We start from the raw sequence: 14,934 nt of genomic DNA, 5'->3' as shown, positions 1-14,934 counted from the left end.
CTCGTACACCTTTCGATTCCGGGTTCACTATCAACGATCCCCCCGTTCCCCCGGCATCCGGGGCGCCGTTCGGCGGCCGGTCACCGGCTCCGCGGCTCAGGCGCCGACGATCAGCATGCCGCCGGTCGCGATCATCGTCGCCGCCACCAGGGCGTCCAGCAGCCGCCAGGAGGAGGGGCGGGCAAGGAAACGGCCGAGCAGCCGGGCACCGAACCCGAGGGAGGCGAACCAGCACAGGCTGGCCAGGGCCGCACCCAGGCCGAAGGTCCAGCGCAGTGAGCCATGACCGGCCGCGATCGAGCCGAGCAGAAAGACCGTGTCGAGGTAGACGTGCGGGTTGAGCCACGTCATGGCCAGGCAGGTGAGGACGGCACGTCGGCGGGAGCGCTCGGATTCCCCCTCCACCCGCAGCGCCGAGGGCCGAAAGGCCCGGCGGGCGGCGAGGGCGCCGTATCCGAGGAGGAACACGCCGCCGGTCAGGCCGACGGCGGTCAGTGCCGCGGGCCAGGCCACCACGACCGCCCCGACCCCGCCGACACCGAGCGCGATGAGGAGTGCGTCGGACAGGGCGCAGATGCCGACCACGGCGAGTACGGCGTCCCGGCGGATGCCCTGGCGCAGGACGAAGGCGTTCTGGGCACCGATCACGACGATGAGGGAGAGGCCGGTGCCGAATCCGGCGGCCAGGGAGGCCAGAGCGTGGGTCATGACAGGGACGCTAAGGAGGGCGGACGCCTGGAGTACAGCTAAAGATTTTTACGTATGATTAGTATTCGTGATGACAGAGCTTCCCCTCGACCAGGTGCGGACGCTGCTCGCGGTCGTGGACGAGGGCACGTTCGACGCGGCCGCCCAGGCGCTGCACGTGACGCCCTCGGCCGTCAGCCAGCGGGTCAAGGCGTTGGAGCAGCGCACCGGGCGGGTGCTGCTGACCCGGACGAAACCGGTGCGCCCTACCGAGTCGGGGGAGGTCGTCGTGCGGTTCGCGCGCCGGCTCGCCCGGCTGGAGCGCGACGCGCGCGCCGAGCTGGGTATGACCAGCGCCGGAGAGCCGACGCGGCTGTCGATCGCGGTGAACTCCGATTCCCTGGCGACCTGGTTCCTGCCCGCGCTCACCCGGGTGCCCGAGGAGCTGCGGATCACCTACGAGCTGCGCCGGGCGGACCAGGACCACACGGCGGCGCTGCTGCGCGAGGGACAGGTGATGGCCGCCGTGACCTCGTCGCCGGATCCCGTGACGGGCTGCAGCGTACGGAGCCTGGGGCGGATGCGGTACCTGGCGGTGGCGAGCCCGGCCTTCGTCGCCCGCTGGCTGAGCGGATGGCCCGAGGTGCCGCTGCGCGAGGTGATCGCCGACGCGCCCGTCGTCGGCTTCGACCGGCACGACGACCTGCAGGACCGGTTTCTGCGCGGGCTGCGCCTGGCCGACGGCGCTGGGGCGACGCGGCATTTCGTGCCGACCTCGGAGGGTTTCGTCGATGCGGTGGCGGCCGGGATGGGGTGGGGAATGGTCCCCGAGCAGCAGGCCGAACCTCTGCTGCGGTCCGGAGGGCTGCTGCACCTGGCGGCGGACCGGCCGGCGGACGTCCCGCTGTACTGGCAGCAGTGGAAGCTGGAGTCCCCCGCACTGGCCGCGGTCGCCACGGCGGTCGTGGCGGCGTCGGAGCGGTCGCTGGGCCTGGGCTCACACACCTGACACACGGCCCCGCCGGCCCTGCGCCACCACTAGGACGAGCGGGATGGCGTCGCACGGGACCAGCCGCAGCCCGTCATGGCTGCCCGGCCGCGCCCACCCGTGCGCGAAGAGCGAGGGCGCCAAGGTCAAGGCCGTCCTGCCCCAGGAGGGTGCCTGCCCTACGCCAGGCGGGTGCAGGCCTGGGCCGAGATCAAGGGCTGAACCGCAGGCCCTCACCCGAGTGGAGCGTCCGCGGTGGAGCGCTGGTGGCGGGCGAGGGCGTGGCCGATGTCGCGGGTCGCCGGGTACAGCCGCAGATAGAGGTCGTACAGGTCGTCGTACACGTGACGGCGGCGGTCGTCGGGTGCGATGCGCTCGCGCACCGGGTTCCAGGCGTCGATGTCCGGGTCGCCGATCGCGGCGGCGGCCAGGAACGCCGCGCCGTAGCTCGCCCCCAGTGTGACGGTCCTGATCTCCTGTTCCAGGCCCGTGACGTCGGAAACGATACGGGTCCACAGTCCGCCCCGGGTGCCTCCGCCGACGGCGACGACCCGCCGGATGTCGGCGCCTGCCGCGCGCATCGCCTCGACGTTGTGCCGCACACCGAAGGCGGTGGCCTCCAGGGCGGCGCGGTAGAGGTCGCCCCGGGTGTGCTCCACGGTCAGTCCGGCGATCACGCCGCGGGCGTCCGGGTCGGAGACCGGTGTGCGCTCCCCGGCGAAGTAGGGCAGCATCAACAGGCCCTTCGCGCCGGGGCCGGACGCCTCGGCCTCGGCGAGCAGCGCGCCGTGGTCGGGCGTGCCGAGCAGGTCCCGCAGCCAGTCGGTGATCGCACCGGAGGTGGCCATGCCGCCCGCGAGGCTGCGCGTTCCTTGCAACACGCCGACCGTGCTCCACAGTTGGGGCACCAGAAGCCGCTCCGACACCGTGTTGATCAGGAACATGGTGCTGCCATACATGAGCATCAGGTCGCCGGTGTGCTGGGCACCCACACTCAGCGCCTCCGACCAGGCATCGATTGTCCCCGTCACGACCGGAACACCCGCTGGGAGCCCGGTGACGGATGCCGCGTCGGCAGTGACCCGGCCGGCGACGTCGCCGGGCCAGAGCAGGGGCGGCAGTTCGATGTCCGGCGCGATCCGGCGGGACCAGGGGCGGTACCACTCCTCGGCGGTGGAGTCGTACAACGGTAGGGACTGGCTGGCCGAGTGGTGGTCGAGGACGTATGCGCCGGTGAGCCGGTGCACCAGGTAGGAGCTCGGCATGTAGAGCCGCCGGGCGCGGGCGGCGACATCGGGGCGGTGCTCCGCGAGCCAGACGATCTTGGGGCCGACCGCCTGGGTGGACAGCAGGGAGCCGCAGCGCCCCAGGACGGCATCACGGCCCAGTTCGGCCTCGAGCCGGGCGATCTGTGCCGTGGCGCGGGTGTCGACGCCATACAGGATGGCGGGGTGCAGCGGTGTGTCCGTCTCGTCGGTCAGGGCGACGCACGGCCCCATGCCGCTGACGCCGACCGCGTCGACGACGGTGCCGGGCGTGACAAGTTCACGGGCGAGCGAGGCGAATTCGTCCCACCAAAGGTGTGCGTCCATCTCGACATGGCCGGGTCTGGGACGGCTGACCGTGTGCGGGCGCACCGCGGTGCCCAGAACCGTCCCGTCCGCCCCGACCAGCACGCCTTTGCTGCTGGACGTACCGATGTCGACACCGAGCACCGTCATGCGCTGTCGTCCTCCGCCTCGAGACTCCCGGGACATCGTTCCCCTCTTCCGCGGTGATCACCGGCCGAAACGGAGAAGTCGCTGCCGCCCGCCCGGAACGTCGCGGACGCCTCCGGGCGCTGTGGTCCCCGGCAACCGCGGTCATCGGCGTCCCGCCGGGCGGGGTGCGGCCGAATCGGCGCCCGGGTATGCCGATTTGTTGCTGATTCCCGACACCTGCGATCTTGGCGGAATTCCCTCCTCCGGGCCAGGATGCCCGCATGAAGGGTGATCTCTTTTCCAGTGACCACATGGTGCAGCCGGCCGGCGCGCCGGGCATGTCGGTGCAGAACGCCAAGTCCATCCGCTATGTCGTGAACGGCGAGATGGTGGCACGGCAGGGGGCGATGGTCGCCTACCGAGGCAACCTGCAGTTCGAGCGCAAGGGCCAGGGTGTCGGCGGGATGCTCAAGCGGGCGGTCACCGGTGAGGGGCTGCCGCTGATGGCCGTGCGCGGCCAGGGCGAGGCGTGGTTCGCGCACGAGGCGCAGAACTGCTTCGTCGTGGACGTCGAACCGGGCGACGAGGTCACCGTCAACGGGCGCAACGTGCTCTGTTTCGACGCCACCCTGTCGTACGAGATCCGGACCGTGAAGGGTGCGGGGATCACCGGCGGAGGGCTGTTCAACAGTGTCTTCACGGGGCACGGCAGGCTGGGCCTGATCTGCGAGGGCAATCCGCTCGTCATACCCGTCTCCCCGCAGCAGCCGGTGTACGTCGACACCGACGCGGTGGTGGGCTGGACGGCCCGGCTGAACACCTCGTTGCACCGGTCGCAGTCCATCGGTTCGATGCTGCGCGGCGGTTCGGGCGAGGCCGTTCAGCTGAAACTGGAGGGTGAGGGATATGTGGTCGTACGGCCCAGTGAGCTGACAGTGCACAAGGAGCACCACTGACACGGGGGCCCCGCTCGTCGAGCGGGGCCCCCGTTTCGTCAGCGTCCGTACCCGGACTGCGCGTCAGCGCCCGTTTGCCGACGGCGCGTTGGCGCCGGTCACGTTGACGGCCGCCCACGCCTTGTCGACCGTCCTGTACTCGGTGCTGTGGGCGCCGTACATGTCGGCGGCGGCCTTCAGCGTCGCGCTGCGCGCGTCGTGGAAGTCCGTCGTGGAGACCATGTAGCGGGTCAGCGCCCGGTAGAAGATCGCCAGGGCCTTGGCCCGTCCGATGCCGGTCACCCGCAGGCCGCCGTAGGCCGGCGAGTCGTACGCCACCCCGCCGATCGTCTTCCTGCCACTGCCCTCGGCCAGCAGGTAGAAGGCGTGGGAGGAGACGCCGGAGCCCGCGTGCACCTCGGTGTCGTACGCCGCGGGCGACCAGTAGTCGATCGTGCCCTCGAGCTTGTCGAGGGACGGGTGGTCGAGGCGGCGCAGGAACTTCTGCCGCAGGCCGAGCTTCTCGCCCATCAGGTAGTTGGGCGGGTTCTTCGGGTTGTTGGTGGCGAACTCGACGCCGGTGCCGAAGATGTCGGCGAGCGACTCGTTCAGGGCACCCGGCTCGCCGTGCTGGTTGCCGTCCTGGTCCACGCGGGTGGGCTCGAGGCCGGCCGTGGCGTCGACGACGCCGTGGGTCAACTCGTGGCCGGTCACGTCGAGGACGACGAGCGGCTTCTTGAACAGGTCGCCGTCTCCGTCCCCGTACAGCATGCAGCCGCACCGAGAGTCCCAGAAGGCGTTGCCGACCTTGTTGCCGAAGTGGACCATCGCGTGGGCACCGGCGCCGTTGTTCCTGATGCCCTTGCGGCCGAAGGTCTTCTGGTAGAAGTCCAGCGTCTTGGTGATGCCGTACTGGGCGTCGACCGCCACGGTGGCGCGGCTGGAGACGGTGCCGGTGCCCCACTTGTCGGTGGTGCTGGTGAACGTGGTGCCGCGCGAGAACACCTCCAGCACCCGGCCCTTGGCGTCCCGCGTCTCGGTGTCCCAGCGCGTGGGGTCCTTGAGGACGAACGTCCTCCGGGCGGTCTGCGTGGTGGTCAGCGGCACCGTGCCCACGAAGAGGGAGGCGCCGGTGCCGTTCGCAGGGGCCGGGTAGCGGGCGGCCGAGGAGGCCGTCGCCGCCGTGAGGGCGGAGGCGGCGGGCACCACGTCGGTCTCCGGGGACGCCGACTCGCCCCGCTTGCGCAGGGTCTCCACGAGGGAGGGCGAGATGAACTCGTCGCTGTCGGGCGTGTTGCTGCGGATCCGGCCGGTCAGCGCGTCCACGACGACCGTACGGGAGCCATCGGCCTGGGTGGTGCGGCTGTCCGTGACGCGCACCTGATAGGCCAGGTCGGAGCCGCCGTCGCGGGCGTCCACGACCAGTTCGGCGGCGCCGGCGTCGCCCTGGGCGGCCGCGGCGGCCTTCTGCTCGGCCTGCCCGGCCGTCAGCTTGGCCTGGGTGGTGGCCGGCTGGACGGCGTGGGCGGTGGCCCGGGTCACGTCCAGGTAGCCGCCGTGCCGGTCGAGGTGGATGACCAGGTCGCCGCCCAGGACGGGCATCCCCTGGTGGGTCCGGACGAAGCGCACGTGCTGCTTGCCGTCCGGGTCGGTCATGACGTCCTTCGCCTGAAGGGTGTCCCCCCGGGTGACACCTGTGGCGGAGGCGTGTGCGAATGCGGCGGCCCGGGCCGCGTCCACCGGCGAGGAAGCCGCTGCCACCGTGGTTGCGGGGGCGTCGGCGAGCGCCGGGACGGCCGGCAGCGTGGCCGCCGTCGTCACGGTGACGGCGACGGCCAGGCCGCGTATGTGGGGTCTGCGCACGAAGTTCCTTCGGAACGGGGCGGAAGGTTCGCCAACCGCCCGTCGTCACAGCGCTGTTGAGCGCCGCGGGGGCTGGTCGGGCCCCGGAGCGCCACCCTCTTGGATTCACCATGTACATGTAAAGACGGAAAGATCCCTTTCACGGCCTTCAAGGTGATCTTTTTACGAATGTTCATGCCTGGGTGACCAGTTGGTGACCAGCCGTGCGTCGCAGGGTGAGATGACCCAGCGCCTGGGCGGGTTGCGTGCACCGGTGGCTCAGGGAATGGATGTGATCGACGTCGCACCGCCTCCGGCCCGGTTCCCCGTCGGCAGCCGGAGGCGAGGGCGCGTCAGACCGTGCGCCTGGACAGGGCTGCGACCAGGGTGCGCAGCTCGGCGGCGGGTCGCGGCGAGCACGGCACGGAGTCCAGGAGGGAGTTCGCGGCGGCGAGATGACGGCGCGCCGCACGCAGGGCGGTCGCACGGCCGCCCGCCTCCGCAACCGCGGCCGCCGCCCGCCGTACGCCCGAGTCGTCGCGGGCGGCGAGCAGTTCGGCCAGTTCGGGGCCCCGGGTGGTGTCCAGGGCGACGAGGACGGGGAGGGTCTTCTTGCCCTCACGCAGATCGCTGTGGACGGGTTTGCCAGTGACGTCGGGATCGCCCCAGATCCCCAGCAGGTCGTCGACGATCTGGAACCCCACGCCGAGGTGACGGCCTGCCCGGTCGAGCGCGGACGCCGTCTCGTCGCGCGCACCGCCGAAGTGGGCGCCCAGGGCGAGGGCGCAGCCGAGCAGGGCTCCCGTCTTGCGCTCGGCCATCGCCTCGTACTCCCCGATGGACACCGACTCGGGGCCGGTCCAGGGGCGGTCGGCGAACAGGAGGTCGTCGGCCTGGCCGTGGACCAGGTCGCCGAGGGCGACGGTCAGTCGGCGCACGGCCGCCGGGGCGGTGCTCAGCGTCTGCACCGCGAGGGCGAACAGCGCGTCGCCCGCCAGGACTGCGGGACCGGTGCCGTACGCCTTCCACAGGGCGGGACGACCTCGGCGAAGGGCGTCGCCGTCCATGATGTCGTCGTGCAACAGGGAGAAGGTGTGTACGAGTTCGACGGCCACGGCGGCCGGTACACCGGCGGTGGCGGGCGCGCCCGGCAGTTCCGCGCCGAGGACCGCGAGCGCCTGGCGGACGCCCTTGCCCTGGCGGCGGCCGGAGTCCTGCTCCTGCCGTCCGAGCGCGTAGTCGGCCATCTCGGCGACCCAGGGGTGCAGGGTGGCGACCGACTCCGCGAGGGCGGGGGCGACGAGATCTCGGGCACGGTTCAGGATGCGGCCGGCGTCGGCGTCCGTCCGCGGGGAACCAAGGACGCCCGTCGCGGTGGGGGCGGTCATCGGCCGGCCTCCCCGGTTGCGCCGAGGCCCAGTTCCTCGTACGCCCGCTGGACCATCTCGCGTCCGTGCCGCAGCCCGATCCCGTCCAGGGTGTGGGCGAGCGCGTCTAGGTCGGCGGTGGTCTCGGCACGGTCGCGGCCCAGCCGGGCGAGCGACTTGACCAGCCCGAGGCGGGCGAGGGTCCGGCCGCGGGGCTCACTCATCCCCTCGAACTCCGCGAGCGCCTGGGCGTAGACGTCACGCGCCTCCTCGTAGCGCCCGGCGCGGTACAGGACGTTGGCGCGCATCTTGTGGTTGTAGGCGAGCGCGCCGGTGAGGTTCATCTCCCGGCAGGTGGCCTCCGCCTCGGCGAGCAGTTCCAGGGCACGCCCGGTGTCCCCGTCGCGGACCGAGAGGATGTCGGCGAGGCCGCGCAATGCCCAGGCGTGGCCGCGGCGGTCGTCGGCGCGCTCGGCGATCCCGGCCGCCTCCTCGAACATGGCGTAGGCGGTGTCGTAGGAGCCGGTGTTGCGGTGTATCTGGGCGATGCCCTCCAGCGCCCAGACGGTGTGGCGCGCCTCGCCGCGGCGGCGCGCCTCGGCCAGGAGCTGTTCGTGCAGGGCGGTCACGGCCTCGTAGTCGCCCTGGATGCGACCGGTCTCGGCCATTCCCGCGAGCGAATACCCACGGACGACGACGTCCCCGGCCCGCTCGCCGAGGTCGGCCGCGAGCCTCAGCAGCCGCCAGGCCAGCGGCAGCGCGCCGCGCTGCCTGGCCAGGGTGCCGCCGCTCCACAGGGCCCAGGCCATCGCACCTGTGTCGCCCGCCTCACGGGCGGTGCGGTAGCTCGCCTTCCAGGCCCGGTCCGCGTCGGCGACCTGACCGAGCCTGCGATGCGCCTCGGCAACCGCCAGTCCGGAGCGGGCGGCCTCCTCCCGGGCCCCGGCACGCTCGGCGGCGCGCAGTTGCTCGGTGCCCGCGGCCAGCACGTCCGTGAGCGAGGAGTTCACCGACAGGGAGGTGAGGGCGCCCTGGTACTCCGGGGCGAAGGCCTTGCCGTACATGAGTGCCTTTCGGTCTGCCGCCGGCCGGGCTCATACGCGCGGTTCGGCGGGTCTGGAATGTCAGCGACGGGAGGCACATCGCCGGCTCGCCAGGGGCGCGCATAGACGCGCCATCGCGTGTATGCGCGTCATCTATGCACATTGTGTACAGACGACGTGTATACACGGCGCGTATAGCGTCCCGGACATCCGCCCGGGACTTCGTCCGGTGATCGGTCGGGCCACCCGCCCGTTGTTGATCAGGACGTCACCCGCGCCCCCAAGGTTGCTTCGCAGCAAAGGAGTTGACTCACGCCACGCGAGGAGTCGGCCGCAGGATCTCCAAACAGAACATATTTTCGAAACAGGGGGTACGCTGCCTGGTATGTCCGTGCATCTCCAGGGCTCGCTGTTCGACCAGACCGACGACCTCCGTCTCGGCCCGCTCGACGGGCTGCGCCGCACTCGGCTCTCTGCCGGGGCGTGGATCGATCTGCTGCCGGGCTGGCTGAACGGGGCCGACGCGCTGTTCGAGAAGCTGGCTGCCGGGGTGCCGTGGCATGCCGAGCGGCGGCAGATGTACGAGCAGACGGTGGACGTGCCGCGACTGCTCTCCTACTACCGCGCCGGCGACCCGCTGCCCCACCCCGTTCTCGAGGAGGCTCGCGACGCCCTGTCGGCGCACTACGCGGAGGAGCTGGGCGAGCCCTTCGTCACGGCAGGGCTCTGCTACTACCGGGACGGCCGGGACAGCGTGGCCTGGCACGGGGACCGGATCGGCCGGGGCGCGCGCCAGGACACCATGGTCGCCATCCTCTCGGTGGGCGCGCCCCGCGATCTCGCGCTGAGGCCGCGCGGCGGCGGACAGAGCATCAGGCGCCCCCTCGGGCACGGCGACCTGATCGTGATGGGCGGCTCCTGCCAGCGGACATGGGAACATGCGATCCCCAAGAGCACCCGGGCGACCGGACCGCGGATCAGCATTCAGTTCCGGCCGCAGGGCGTGAACTGACCCGGGTCAGGGAGTCAGCTGCCCCTGCACGAGCGGTGCGTAGCGGTCCACGATGTCATCGACGTCGGCGGCGCGCAGGTGTGTCCCGCGCGCGATGCCGAACATCACCCCGAGGCCCAGCAGCGTGCCCACGGCGAGCTCCGCGCGCAGGCCCGCGTCCGGACCGCTCAGGCGCGCCGCGAGGCGGTCGCCGACCTGGGTGCGGAAGTTGGCGCGCAGAATGTCGCCCTGCTCTCCGTGCAGAGGCGCGAACACGATGCGCAGGAGGGGGTCGGCGCCGTGTTCGGCCTGACTCACCAGAACATGGCGGACCATGTGCCGGCCGAGGTCGGCGAGCGGTGCGTCCAGCAACGCGAGGGCGTCCGTCTCGAAGGACATGACCTGGGAGAAGAGCGTCTCCTTGTTGCCGAAGTACTTCAGGATCAGCGGCGGGCTGACCCCGGCCCGGTCGGCAACAGCCTTGAGCGTGATGTCCGCGTGGGCGTGCCGGGCGAGGAGGTGGCGGGCGGCACGGAGGATGGCAGCCCTGGTCGCTTCGGCGTCGCGACGGCCGGGGGTTCTGGTTCCTTCGGCGTCGCGACGGCCGGGGGCTCTGGTCCCTTCGGCGTCGCGACGGCCGGGGGCTCTGGTCCCTTCGGCGCGGCGCAGTGCCGGGGGCCGGGGTGCGTCGTCCCCGTGGGATGCCGGGGGCTCGGACCCGGCGGCCCCGTGCCGTGCCCCGGCCCCGGCGGTCGTCGCGGCGTCGCGGCCGACCGGACGGTCCCCTTGTTCCGGTGTTGAGGTGTCCGAGGTGGAGTGATCCGTCCGGGCTGTCATGGGCGAGGTGCTCACCGTACTCAGGCTCCTTCCAGCGCCTCGTCGTGGGACGCCGCCGCACTCCCGCGCAGACGGCGTACACCGCCGGCACCGTCCGCAGGGATGGCGAGGGCGACGGCACAGGCCACCAGTGCGACGCTACCCGCCATCGCGAACGCCAGCAGATAGCCGTGGAGCGTGGGCACCGGCGCACCGGAGACCGGGCTGGTGTGGTGGACCAGGATCGCGGCGACGGCGGCGCTGCATGTGGCCTGGCCGATGGTGCGCATCAGCACGTTGACACCGTTCGCCGATGCGGTCTGGCCCGACGGTACGGCGCGCAGGATCAGCGTGGGCAGCGCCGAGTAGGCGAGGGTCGTACCGGTGGCGACCGTCGTTGCGCCCACGATGATCATCCAGAGGTCGCGGCTGTCCGCGATGCGCACCGCGTAGCCGAGGGCGAGGACGGCCGCGCCGAGGGCGAGGGTGACCCGGGGGCCGCGGGCGGCCGAGATACGGGCCGAGAGCGGCGAGAACAGCAGCATGATCACGCCGCCGGGCAGCAGGCACAGACCGCTGCCCACGATCGACAGACCGAGCCCGTAACCGGTGGCCTTGGGCGCCTGGACCAGCTGTGCCGTCACGAGCGAATTGGCGTAGAAGCCGAAGCCGACGAGGAGTGCCGTGAGGTGGGGCAGGGCGACCCGGGTGCGGGACGCGAGGCGCAGGTCGACCAGGGGCCGCTCGGCGCGCAGTTGCTGGAGGCACCACAGTGCCAGGATCAGGACGCAGCCGGCGAACAGCCCGGCAATCCTGGGGCTTCCCCACCCCCAGTCGCCCCCCTGGGACACGGCCAGCAGCAGGCAGACCAGCCCGGCGGCGAGCCCCAGCGCCCCGAGGACGTCGAAGCGGCCGGGTGTCCGCACGGGCGACTCGCGCACCGCCCACCAGGCCAGCAGGAGACCGACGGACCCGAGGCCGGTGGTCACCCAGAACATGGCGTGCCAGTTCACGTACTGGATGACGAGCGCGGCCAGCGGCAGGCCGAGCGCCGCGCCGATGCCGACGGTGGAGCTCATGAGCGCGACAGCGGATCCGGTGCGCTCGGGCGGGAGTTCGTCGCGCAGGATGCTGATCGACAGCGGGACGACGGCGGCCGCCGCGCCCTGCAGGGCACGTGCCGTGATGAGCACGCCGACGTCGGACGTGAGCGCGCAGAGCAGCGAGCCCAGCGTCATGAGAGCGAGGGCGATCAGCAGCACGCGCCGCTTGCCGTACATGTCGCCGGCGCGCCCGAGCACCGGGGTGAGGACCGCGCCGGACAGCAGTGTGGCAGTGACCATCCAGGAGACGGTGCCCGCGGAGGCGCCGGTGAGCCGGGGCAGGTCGGGCAGCAGGGGCACGACAACCGTCTGCATGACGGCCATGAGCGCGCCGCCGAGGGCGAGCACCGGGACCGTCAACCGACCCCGTATCCCCGGCCGCCCGGCCGGTCCTGCAGGGGGCGCGGACCGGGCGGGCGGGACGGGTATCGGGGCCACGGGGCGCTCCAGCGGTCGGTACGGGAATTCAGGTGAATACCCATTCACCATAGCGAGTGAATGACTGTTCACCAAGGAAATCAACGACGTCCGGCGCCCGCCGGGCAGGGATGGCGGGCGGCGCACCCTGCCGAGGGCGGCCGAGGATGGTTCGCGTCATTTCGCGGACGTGAGCGGGACCACCCGTCGGGCCCGAGCCACGAAGGATCCCCCTCGAGGACTCCACAACGGGGCGGAACTTTCCCGTCCGGCGCACCCCCGACGCCCCTCACAGCAAGATCATCTTTGTTCAACTTTGCACGGCATATGGGCAATTGTCCTGATCATAGCCAACCTGCCGTCTGTGATTTCCCGGTCGCGCCGGTCGGCCGATAGGCAGGACGGGTCGTCAACCCGCCGCGATCCAGGAGGACTTCCTATGTCCGAACGCCCCCGCAGCCAAGATCTCACCCGTCGACGCGCCCTGGTGGCCGGGGCGGCCGTCACCGCCACCGCCGGCCTGGGGGTCCAGGCCGTCACGGCCTTCGCCGCCGGGCAGCCCTCGTCCACCGGCACTTCCGGACACGACCACGGCGGCCCGGAGTCCTTCGACGAGGTGTACCTGGGCCGCCGGATACAGGGGCGCCCGGCCTTGGGCGGTCACCACCACGGCTTCGGGTACGGGGTGTTCATCGACGGTGTCGAACTGCATGTGATGCGGAACGCGGACGGCAGCTGGATCAGCGTGGTCAGCCACTACGAGCCCGTGCCGAGCCCCCTGGCCGTCGCACGCGCCGCCGTCGTGCAGTTGCAGGGCGCCGCGCTCGTCCCTTTCAGCTGACCGCCCGCACCCAGGACTTCAGGAGTTCCCGCACATGACCGTACGCAAGAACCAGGCAAACCTCACCGCCGAGGAGAAGCGGCGGCTGGTCGCCGCGTTCGTGGCGCTCAAGCGCGACGGCCGCTACGACGCCTTCGTCACCACGCACAACTCCTTCATCATGGGCGACACCGACACCGGTGAGCGGACGGGCCACCGGTCGCCTTCGTTCCTGCCATGGCACCGCAGGTTCCTGATCGAGTTCGAGCAGGCCCTGCAGTCCGTCGACTCCTCAGTCGCGCTGCCGTACTGGGACTGGACCACCGACCGCTCGCCGCGCTCGTCGCTGTGGGCACCAGACTTCCTCGGCGGCACCGGACGCAGCCTCGACGGGCGGGTGATGGACGGCCCGTTCGCCGCGGCCACCGGCAACTGGCAGATCACCGTGCGCGTGGACAACCGTACCTACTTGCGGCGCGAGCTCGGCAACGGCGGACGCGAGCTGCCGACCCGGGCCGAGGTCGACTCCGTGCTGGCCATGTCCACGTACGACATGGCGCCCTGGAACAGCGCCTCGGACGGCTTCCGCAACCATCTCGAGGGCTGGCGAGGCGTCAACCTGCACAACCGCGTCCATGTATGGGTCGGTGGTCAGATGGCCACCGGGGTCTCCCCCAACGATCCCGTCTTCTGGATGCACCACGCCTACATCGACAGACTGTGGGCCCAGTGGCAGCGGCTGCACCCGCGCTCCGGCTACCTTCCGCTGCGCGGCACCCCGAACGTGGTGGACCTCGACGAGCCGATGAAGCCGTGGAACGACGTGCGCCCCGCGGACCTGCTGGACCACAGGACCTACTACACGTTCGACACCGACTGAGGCCGCGGCAGCGCCGTGTTCGCGGTGTGCGCCCCTGACCAGGGGCGCACACCGCGGCCGGGGCCCATGCGGTCATCGGGGACGCACACCGTCGATGGCGATGTTCAGATGGCGCGGGCCGCGCAGCACCGCGTTCCGCCGGTAGGGCGGCGGGTCCTCGACCAGTCGGGGGTTGTCGAGCCGGCGCGCCAGTTCGTACAGGGCGATCTGTGCCTCCAGCCGGGCCAGCGGCGCGCCGAAACAACTGTGGACACCGCTGCCGAAGCCCAGGTGCTGGATGTCCCGGCGGTCCGGGTCGAAGCGGTCGGGGTCCTCGAAGCGCTCCGGGTCCCTGTTGCCCGCGGCGAGCACGAGCCAGATCCTCGAGCCCTTCGGAATGGTGATCCCGCGCACGTCGATGTCCGCGATGCAGGTGCGCTGCGGCACGAGCTGCACCGGCGGCTCGTAGCGCAACAGCTCCTCCACGATGTTCACGGCCAGGCCGGGCTCGTCGCGCAGCCGCCGCAGGACCTCCGGGTGGCGCAGCAGGGTGAGCATGCCGTTGGTGATGAGGTTGACCGTCGTCTCATGGCCCGCGATCAGCAGCAGCACCGCGGTGCTGAGCACCTCCATCGTGGTCATGGGGCCGTCCGGGCCGTGGCTGGTCACCAGCTGGGACAGCATGTCGTCACGGGGTTCCTTGCTTCGCTGCTCCACCAGCCCGGCCAGGTACATGCCCAGCTGAAGCCGTGCCTCCTGCGCGGTCTTCTGGCGCTCCGCGTCTTCCCTGCCCGTGTCCGGGTCCAGGCCTGCGACGATCGGGTCGACCCAGCTGCGGAAGCGGGGCTCGTCCTCGCGCGGCACCCCGAGCAGCCGGCAGATCACGGTCACCGGGAAGGGGTAGGCGAACTGGTCGACCAGGTCGATCTGCCCCTCGCCCGAAAGGCCGTCGATCAGACCGGAGACGATCTCGGCGAGTTCGGGCCGCATGGAGTCCATCTTGTGGGGGCTGTGCGGCGGGCCGAAGGGACGGTTGGCGATGCGCCGAAGCCGGTCGTGTTCCGGGGGGTCGAGCCGGATGAAGCTCGGCGGCAGTCCCGTAGCCTCCGGGCCGCCCATTTCGTCGGCGCCCGCGGCGGCAAGGTTGGCGGCGTCGGAACTGATCCGCGGATCGTGGAGCAGACTCTCGATGTCCCAGTACGAACTGATGAGGTAGGGGCCGCCGTCCCCTTCGTGCAGCACCGGGGTCTTGCGCAGTTCCTCGTACAGCGGATAGGGGTTGGCGCGATTGGCGTAGTCGGTGATCTGGCGCAGGAGCGAGGCTTGCGTCATGAGGGGTCCTTGGGGCGTGAAGGGCCTAGGGGAT

At 71.5% G+C, this 14,934-nt stretch carries 13 protein-coding genes; 5 read left to right on the top strand and 8 right to left on the bottom strand.

Annotation, left to right across the window (positions count from 1 at the left end; genetic code table 11):
• Positions 1-96 precede the first annotated feature (96 nt).
• On the bottom strand, positions 97-708 hold the full coding sequence (locus AAW14_RS04060) for a LysE/ArgO family amino acid transporter (protein ID WP_265559966.1): 612 nt from the start codon (positions 706-708) through the stop codon (positions 97-99).
• Positions 709-778: 70 nt separating this feature from the next.
• On the opposite strand from AAW14_RS04060, the gene AAW14_RS04055 reads away from it, so the two are divergent.
• Positions 779-1,696 (top strand): LysR family transcriptional regulator ArgP, encoded by a 918-nt coding sequence (locus AAW14_RS04055; protein ID WP_265559964.1) that lies wholly within the window; start codon positions 779-781, stop codon positions 1,694-1,696.
• A 212-nt stretch (positions 1,697-1,908) separates the two neighbouring features.
• Here the strand turns inward: AAW14_RS04055 and AAW14_RS04050 are convergent, their stop codons facing one another.
• Positions 1,909-3,396, bottom strand: coding sequence for an FGGY-family carbohydrate kinase (locus AAW14_RS04050; protein WP_265559961.1), 1,488 nt, complete (start codon positions 3,394-3,396; stop codon positions 1,909-1,911).
• 260 nt (positions 3,397-3,656) lie between these two features.
• Here AAW14_RS04050 and AAW14_RS04045 point away from each other — a divergent pair, with 260 nt between their 5' ends.
• Positions 3,657-4,331, top strand: coding sequence for an AIM24 family protein (locus AAW14_RS04045; RefSeq protein WP_265559959.1), 675 nt, complete (start codon positions 3,657-3,659; stop codon positions 4,329-4,331).
• A gap of 63 nt (positions 4,332-4,394) precedes the next feature.
• Here AAW14_RS04045 and AAW14_RS04040 read toward each other — a convergent pair whose 3' ends face one another.
• The 3 genes from AAW14_RS04040 to AAW14_RS04030 form a co-directional block, all read right to left on the bottom strand.
• A complete protein-coding gene (locus tag AAW14_RS04040) occupies positions 4,395-6,173 on the bottom strand; it encodes a M4 family metallopeptidase (protein ID WP_265559958.1) in 1,779 nt (592 codons plus the stop codon).
• Between the two features lie 332 nt (positions 6,174-6,505).
• Positions 6,506-7,540, bottom strand: coding sequence for a polyprenyl synthetase family protein (locus AAW14_RS04035; RefSeq protein ID WP_265559956.1), 1,035 nt, complete (start codon positions 7,538-7,540; stop codon positions 6,506-6,508).
• A complete protein-coding gene (locus AAW14_RS04030; protein WP_265559954.1) occupies positions 7,537-8,583 on the bottom strand; it encodes a tetratricopeptide repeat protein in 1,047 nt (348 codons plus the stop codon). The genes AAW14_RS04035 and AAW14_RS04030 overlap by 4 nt, the downstream gene beginning before the upstream one ends.
• 364 nt (positions 8,584-8,947) lie before the next feature.
• Here AAW14_RS04030 and AAW14_RS04025 point away from each other — a divergent pair, with 364 nt between their 5' ends.
• On the top strand, positions 8,948-9,574 hold the full coding sequence (locus tag AAW14_RS04025; protein WP_265559952.1) for an alpha-ketoglutarate-dependent dioxygenase AlkB: 627 nt from the start codon (positions 8,948-8,950) through the stop codon (positions 9,572-9,574).
• A gap of 6 nt (positions 9,575-9,580) precedes the next feature.
• Here the strand turns inward: AAW14_RS04025 and AAW14_RS04020 are convergent, their stop codons facing one another.
• Positions 9,581-10,222 (bottom strand): TetR family transcriptional regulator, encoded by a 642-nt coding sequence (locus tag AAW14_RS04020; RefSeq protein WP_416223257.1) that lies wholly within the window; start codon positions 10,220-10,222, stop codon positions 9,581-9,583.
• A gap of 188 nt (positions 10,223-10,410) precedes the next feature.
• On the bottom strand, positions 10,411-11,961 hold the full coding sequence (locus AAW14_RS04015; RefSeq protein ID WP_416223252.1) for an MFS transporter: 1,551 nt from the start codon (positions 11,959-11,961) through the stop codon (positions 10,411-10,413).
• 367 nt (positions 11,962-12,328) lie between these two features.
• Between AAW14_RS04015 and melC1 the strand changes: the two genes are divergently transcribed.
• Both melC1 and melC2 read left to right on the top strand, forming a co-directional pair.
• Positions 12,329-12,730, top strand: coding sequence for an apotyrosinase chaperone MelC1 (gene melC1 / locus AAW14_RS04010; protein ID WP_265559950.1), 402 nt, complete (start codon positions 12,329-12,331; stop codon positions 12,728-12,730).
• 34 nt (positions 12,731-12,764) lie between these two features.
• Positions 12,765-13,589, top strand: a complete 825-nt coding sequence (melC2, locus tag AAW14_RS04005) for a tyrosinase MelC2 (RefSeq protein ID WP_265559949.1) — start codon at positions 12,765-12,767, stop codon at positions 13,587-13,589.
• Positions 13,590-13,661: 72 nt separating this feature from the next.
• Here melC2 and AAW14_RS04000 read toward each other — a convergent pair whose 3' ends face one another.
• Entirely contained in the window at positions 13,662-14,900 is a 1,239-nt protein-coding gene (locus AAW14_RS04000) for a cytochrome P450 (RefSeq protein ID WP_265559947.1), read from the bottom strand.
• Positions 14,901-14,934: the final 34 nt, after the last annotated feature.

The organism is Streptomyces hygroscopicus (assembly GCF_026168105.1).
GTDB lineage: Bacteria > Actinomycetota > Actinomycetes > Streptomycetales > Streptomycetaceae > Streptomyces > Streptomyces hygroscopicus_D.
This window is presented reverse-complemented; position numbering and strand designations above follow the sequence as displayed.

What these genes read in the sequence shown, in the direction of transcription:
- AAW14_RS04060 (WP_265559966.1), bottom strand. Translation starts at nt 708, where the DNA reads ATGACCCACGCTCTGGCCTCCCTGGCCGCCGGATTCGGCACCGGCCTC.
- AAW14_RS04055 (WP_265559964.1), top strand. Translation starts at nt 779, where the DNA reads ATGACAGAGCTTCCCCTCGACCAGGTGCGGACGCTGCTCGCGGTCGTG.
- AAW14_RS04050 (WP_265559961.1), bottom strand. Translation starts at nt 3,396, where the DNA reads ATGACGGTGCTCGGTGTCGACATCGGTACGTCCAGCAGCAAAGGCGTG.
- AAW14_RS04045 (WP_265559959.1), top strand. Translation starts at nt 3,657, where the DNA reads ATGAAGGGTGATCTCTTTTCCAGTGACCACATGGTGCAGCCGGCCGGC.
- AAW14_RS04035 (WP_265559956.1), bottom strand. Translation starts at nt 7,540, where the DNA reads ATGACCGCCCCCACCGCGACGGGCGTCCTTGGTTCCCCGCGGACGGAC.
- AAW14_RS04030 (WP_265559954.1), bottom strand. Translation starts at nt 8,583, where the DNA reads ATGTACGGCAAGGCCTTCGCCCCGGAGTACCAGGGCGCCCTCACCTCC.
- AAW14_RS04025 (WP_265559952.1), top strand. Translation starts at nt 8,948, where the DNA reads ATGTCCGTGCATCTCCAGGGCTCGCTGTTCGACCAGACCGACGACCTC.
- AAW14_RS04015 (WP_416223252.1), bottom strand. Translation starts at nt 11,961, where the DNA reads ATGGTGAATGGGTATTCACCTGAATTCCCGTACCGACCGCTGGAGCGC.
- melC1 (WP_265559950.1), top strand. Translation starts at nt 12,329, where the DNA reads ATGTCCGAACGCCCCCGCAGCCAAGATCTCACCCGTCGACGCGCCCTG.
- melC2 (WP_265559949.1), top strand. Translation starts at nt 12,765, where the DNA reads ATGACCGTACGCAAGAACCAGGCAAACCTCACCGCCGAGGAGAAGCGG.
- AAW14_RS04000 (WP_265559947.1), bottom strand. Translation starts at nt 14,900, where the DNA reads ATGACGCAAGCCTCGCTCCTGCGCCAGATCACCGACTACGCCAATCGC.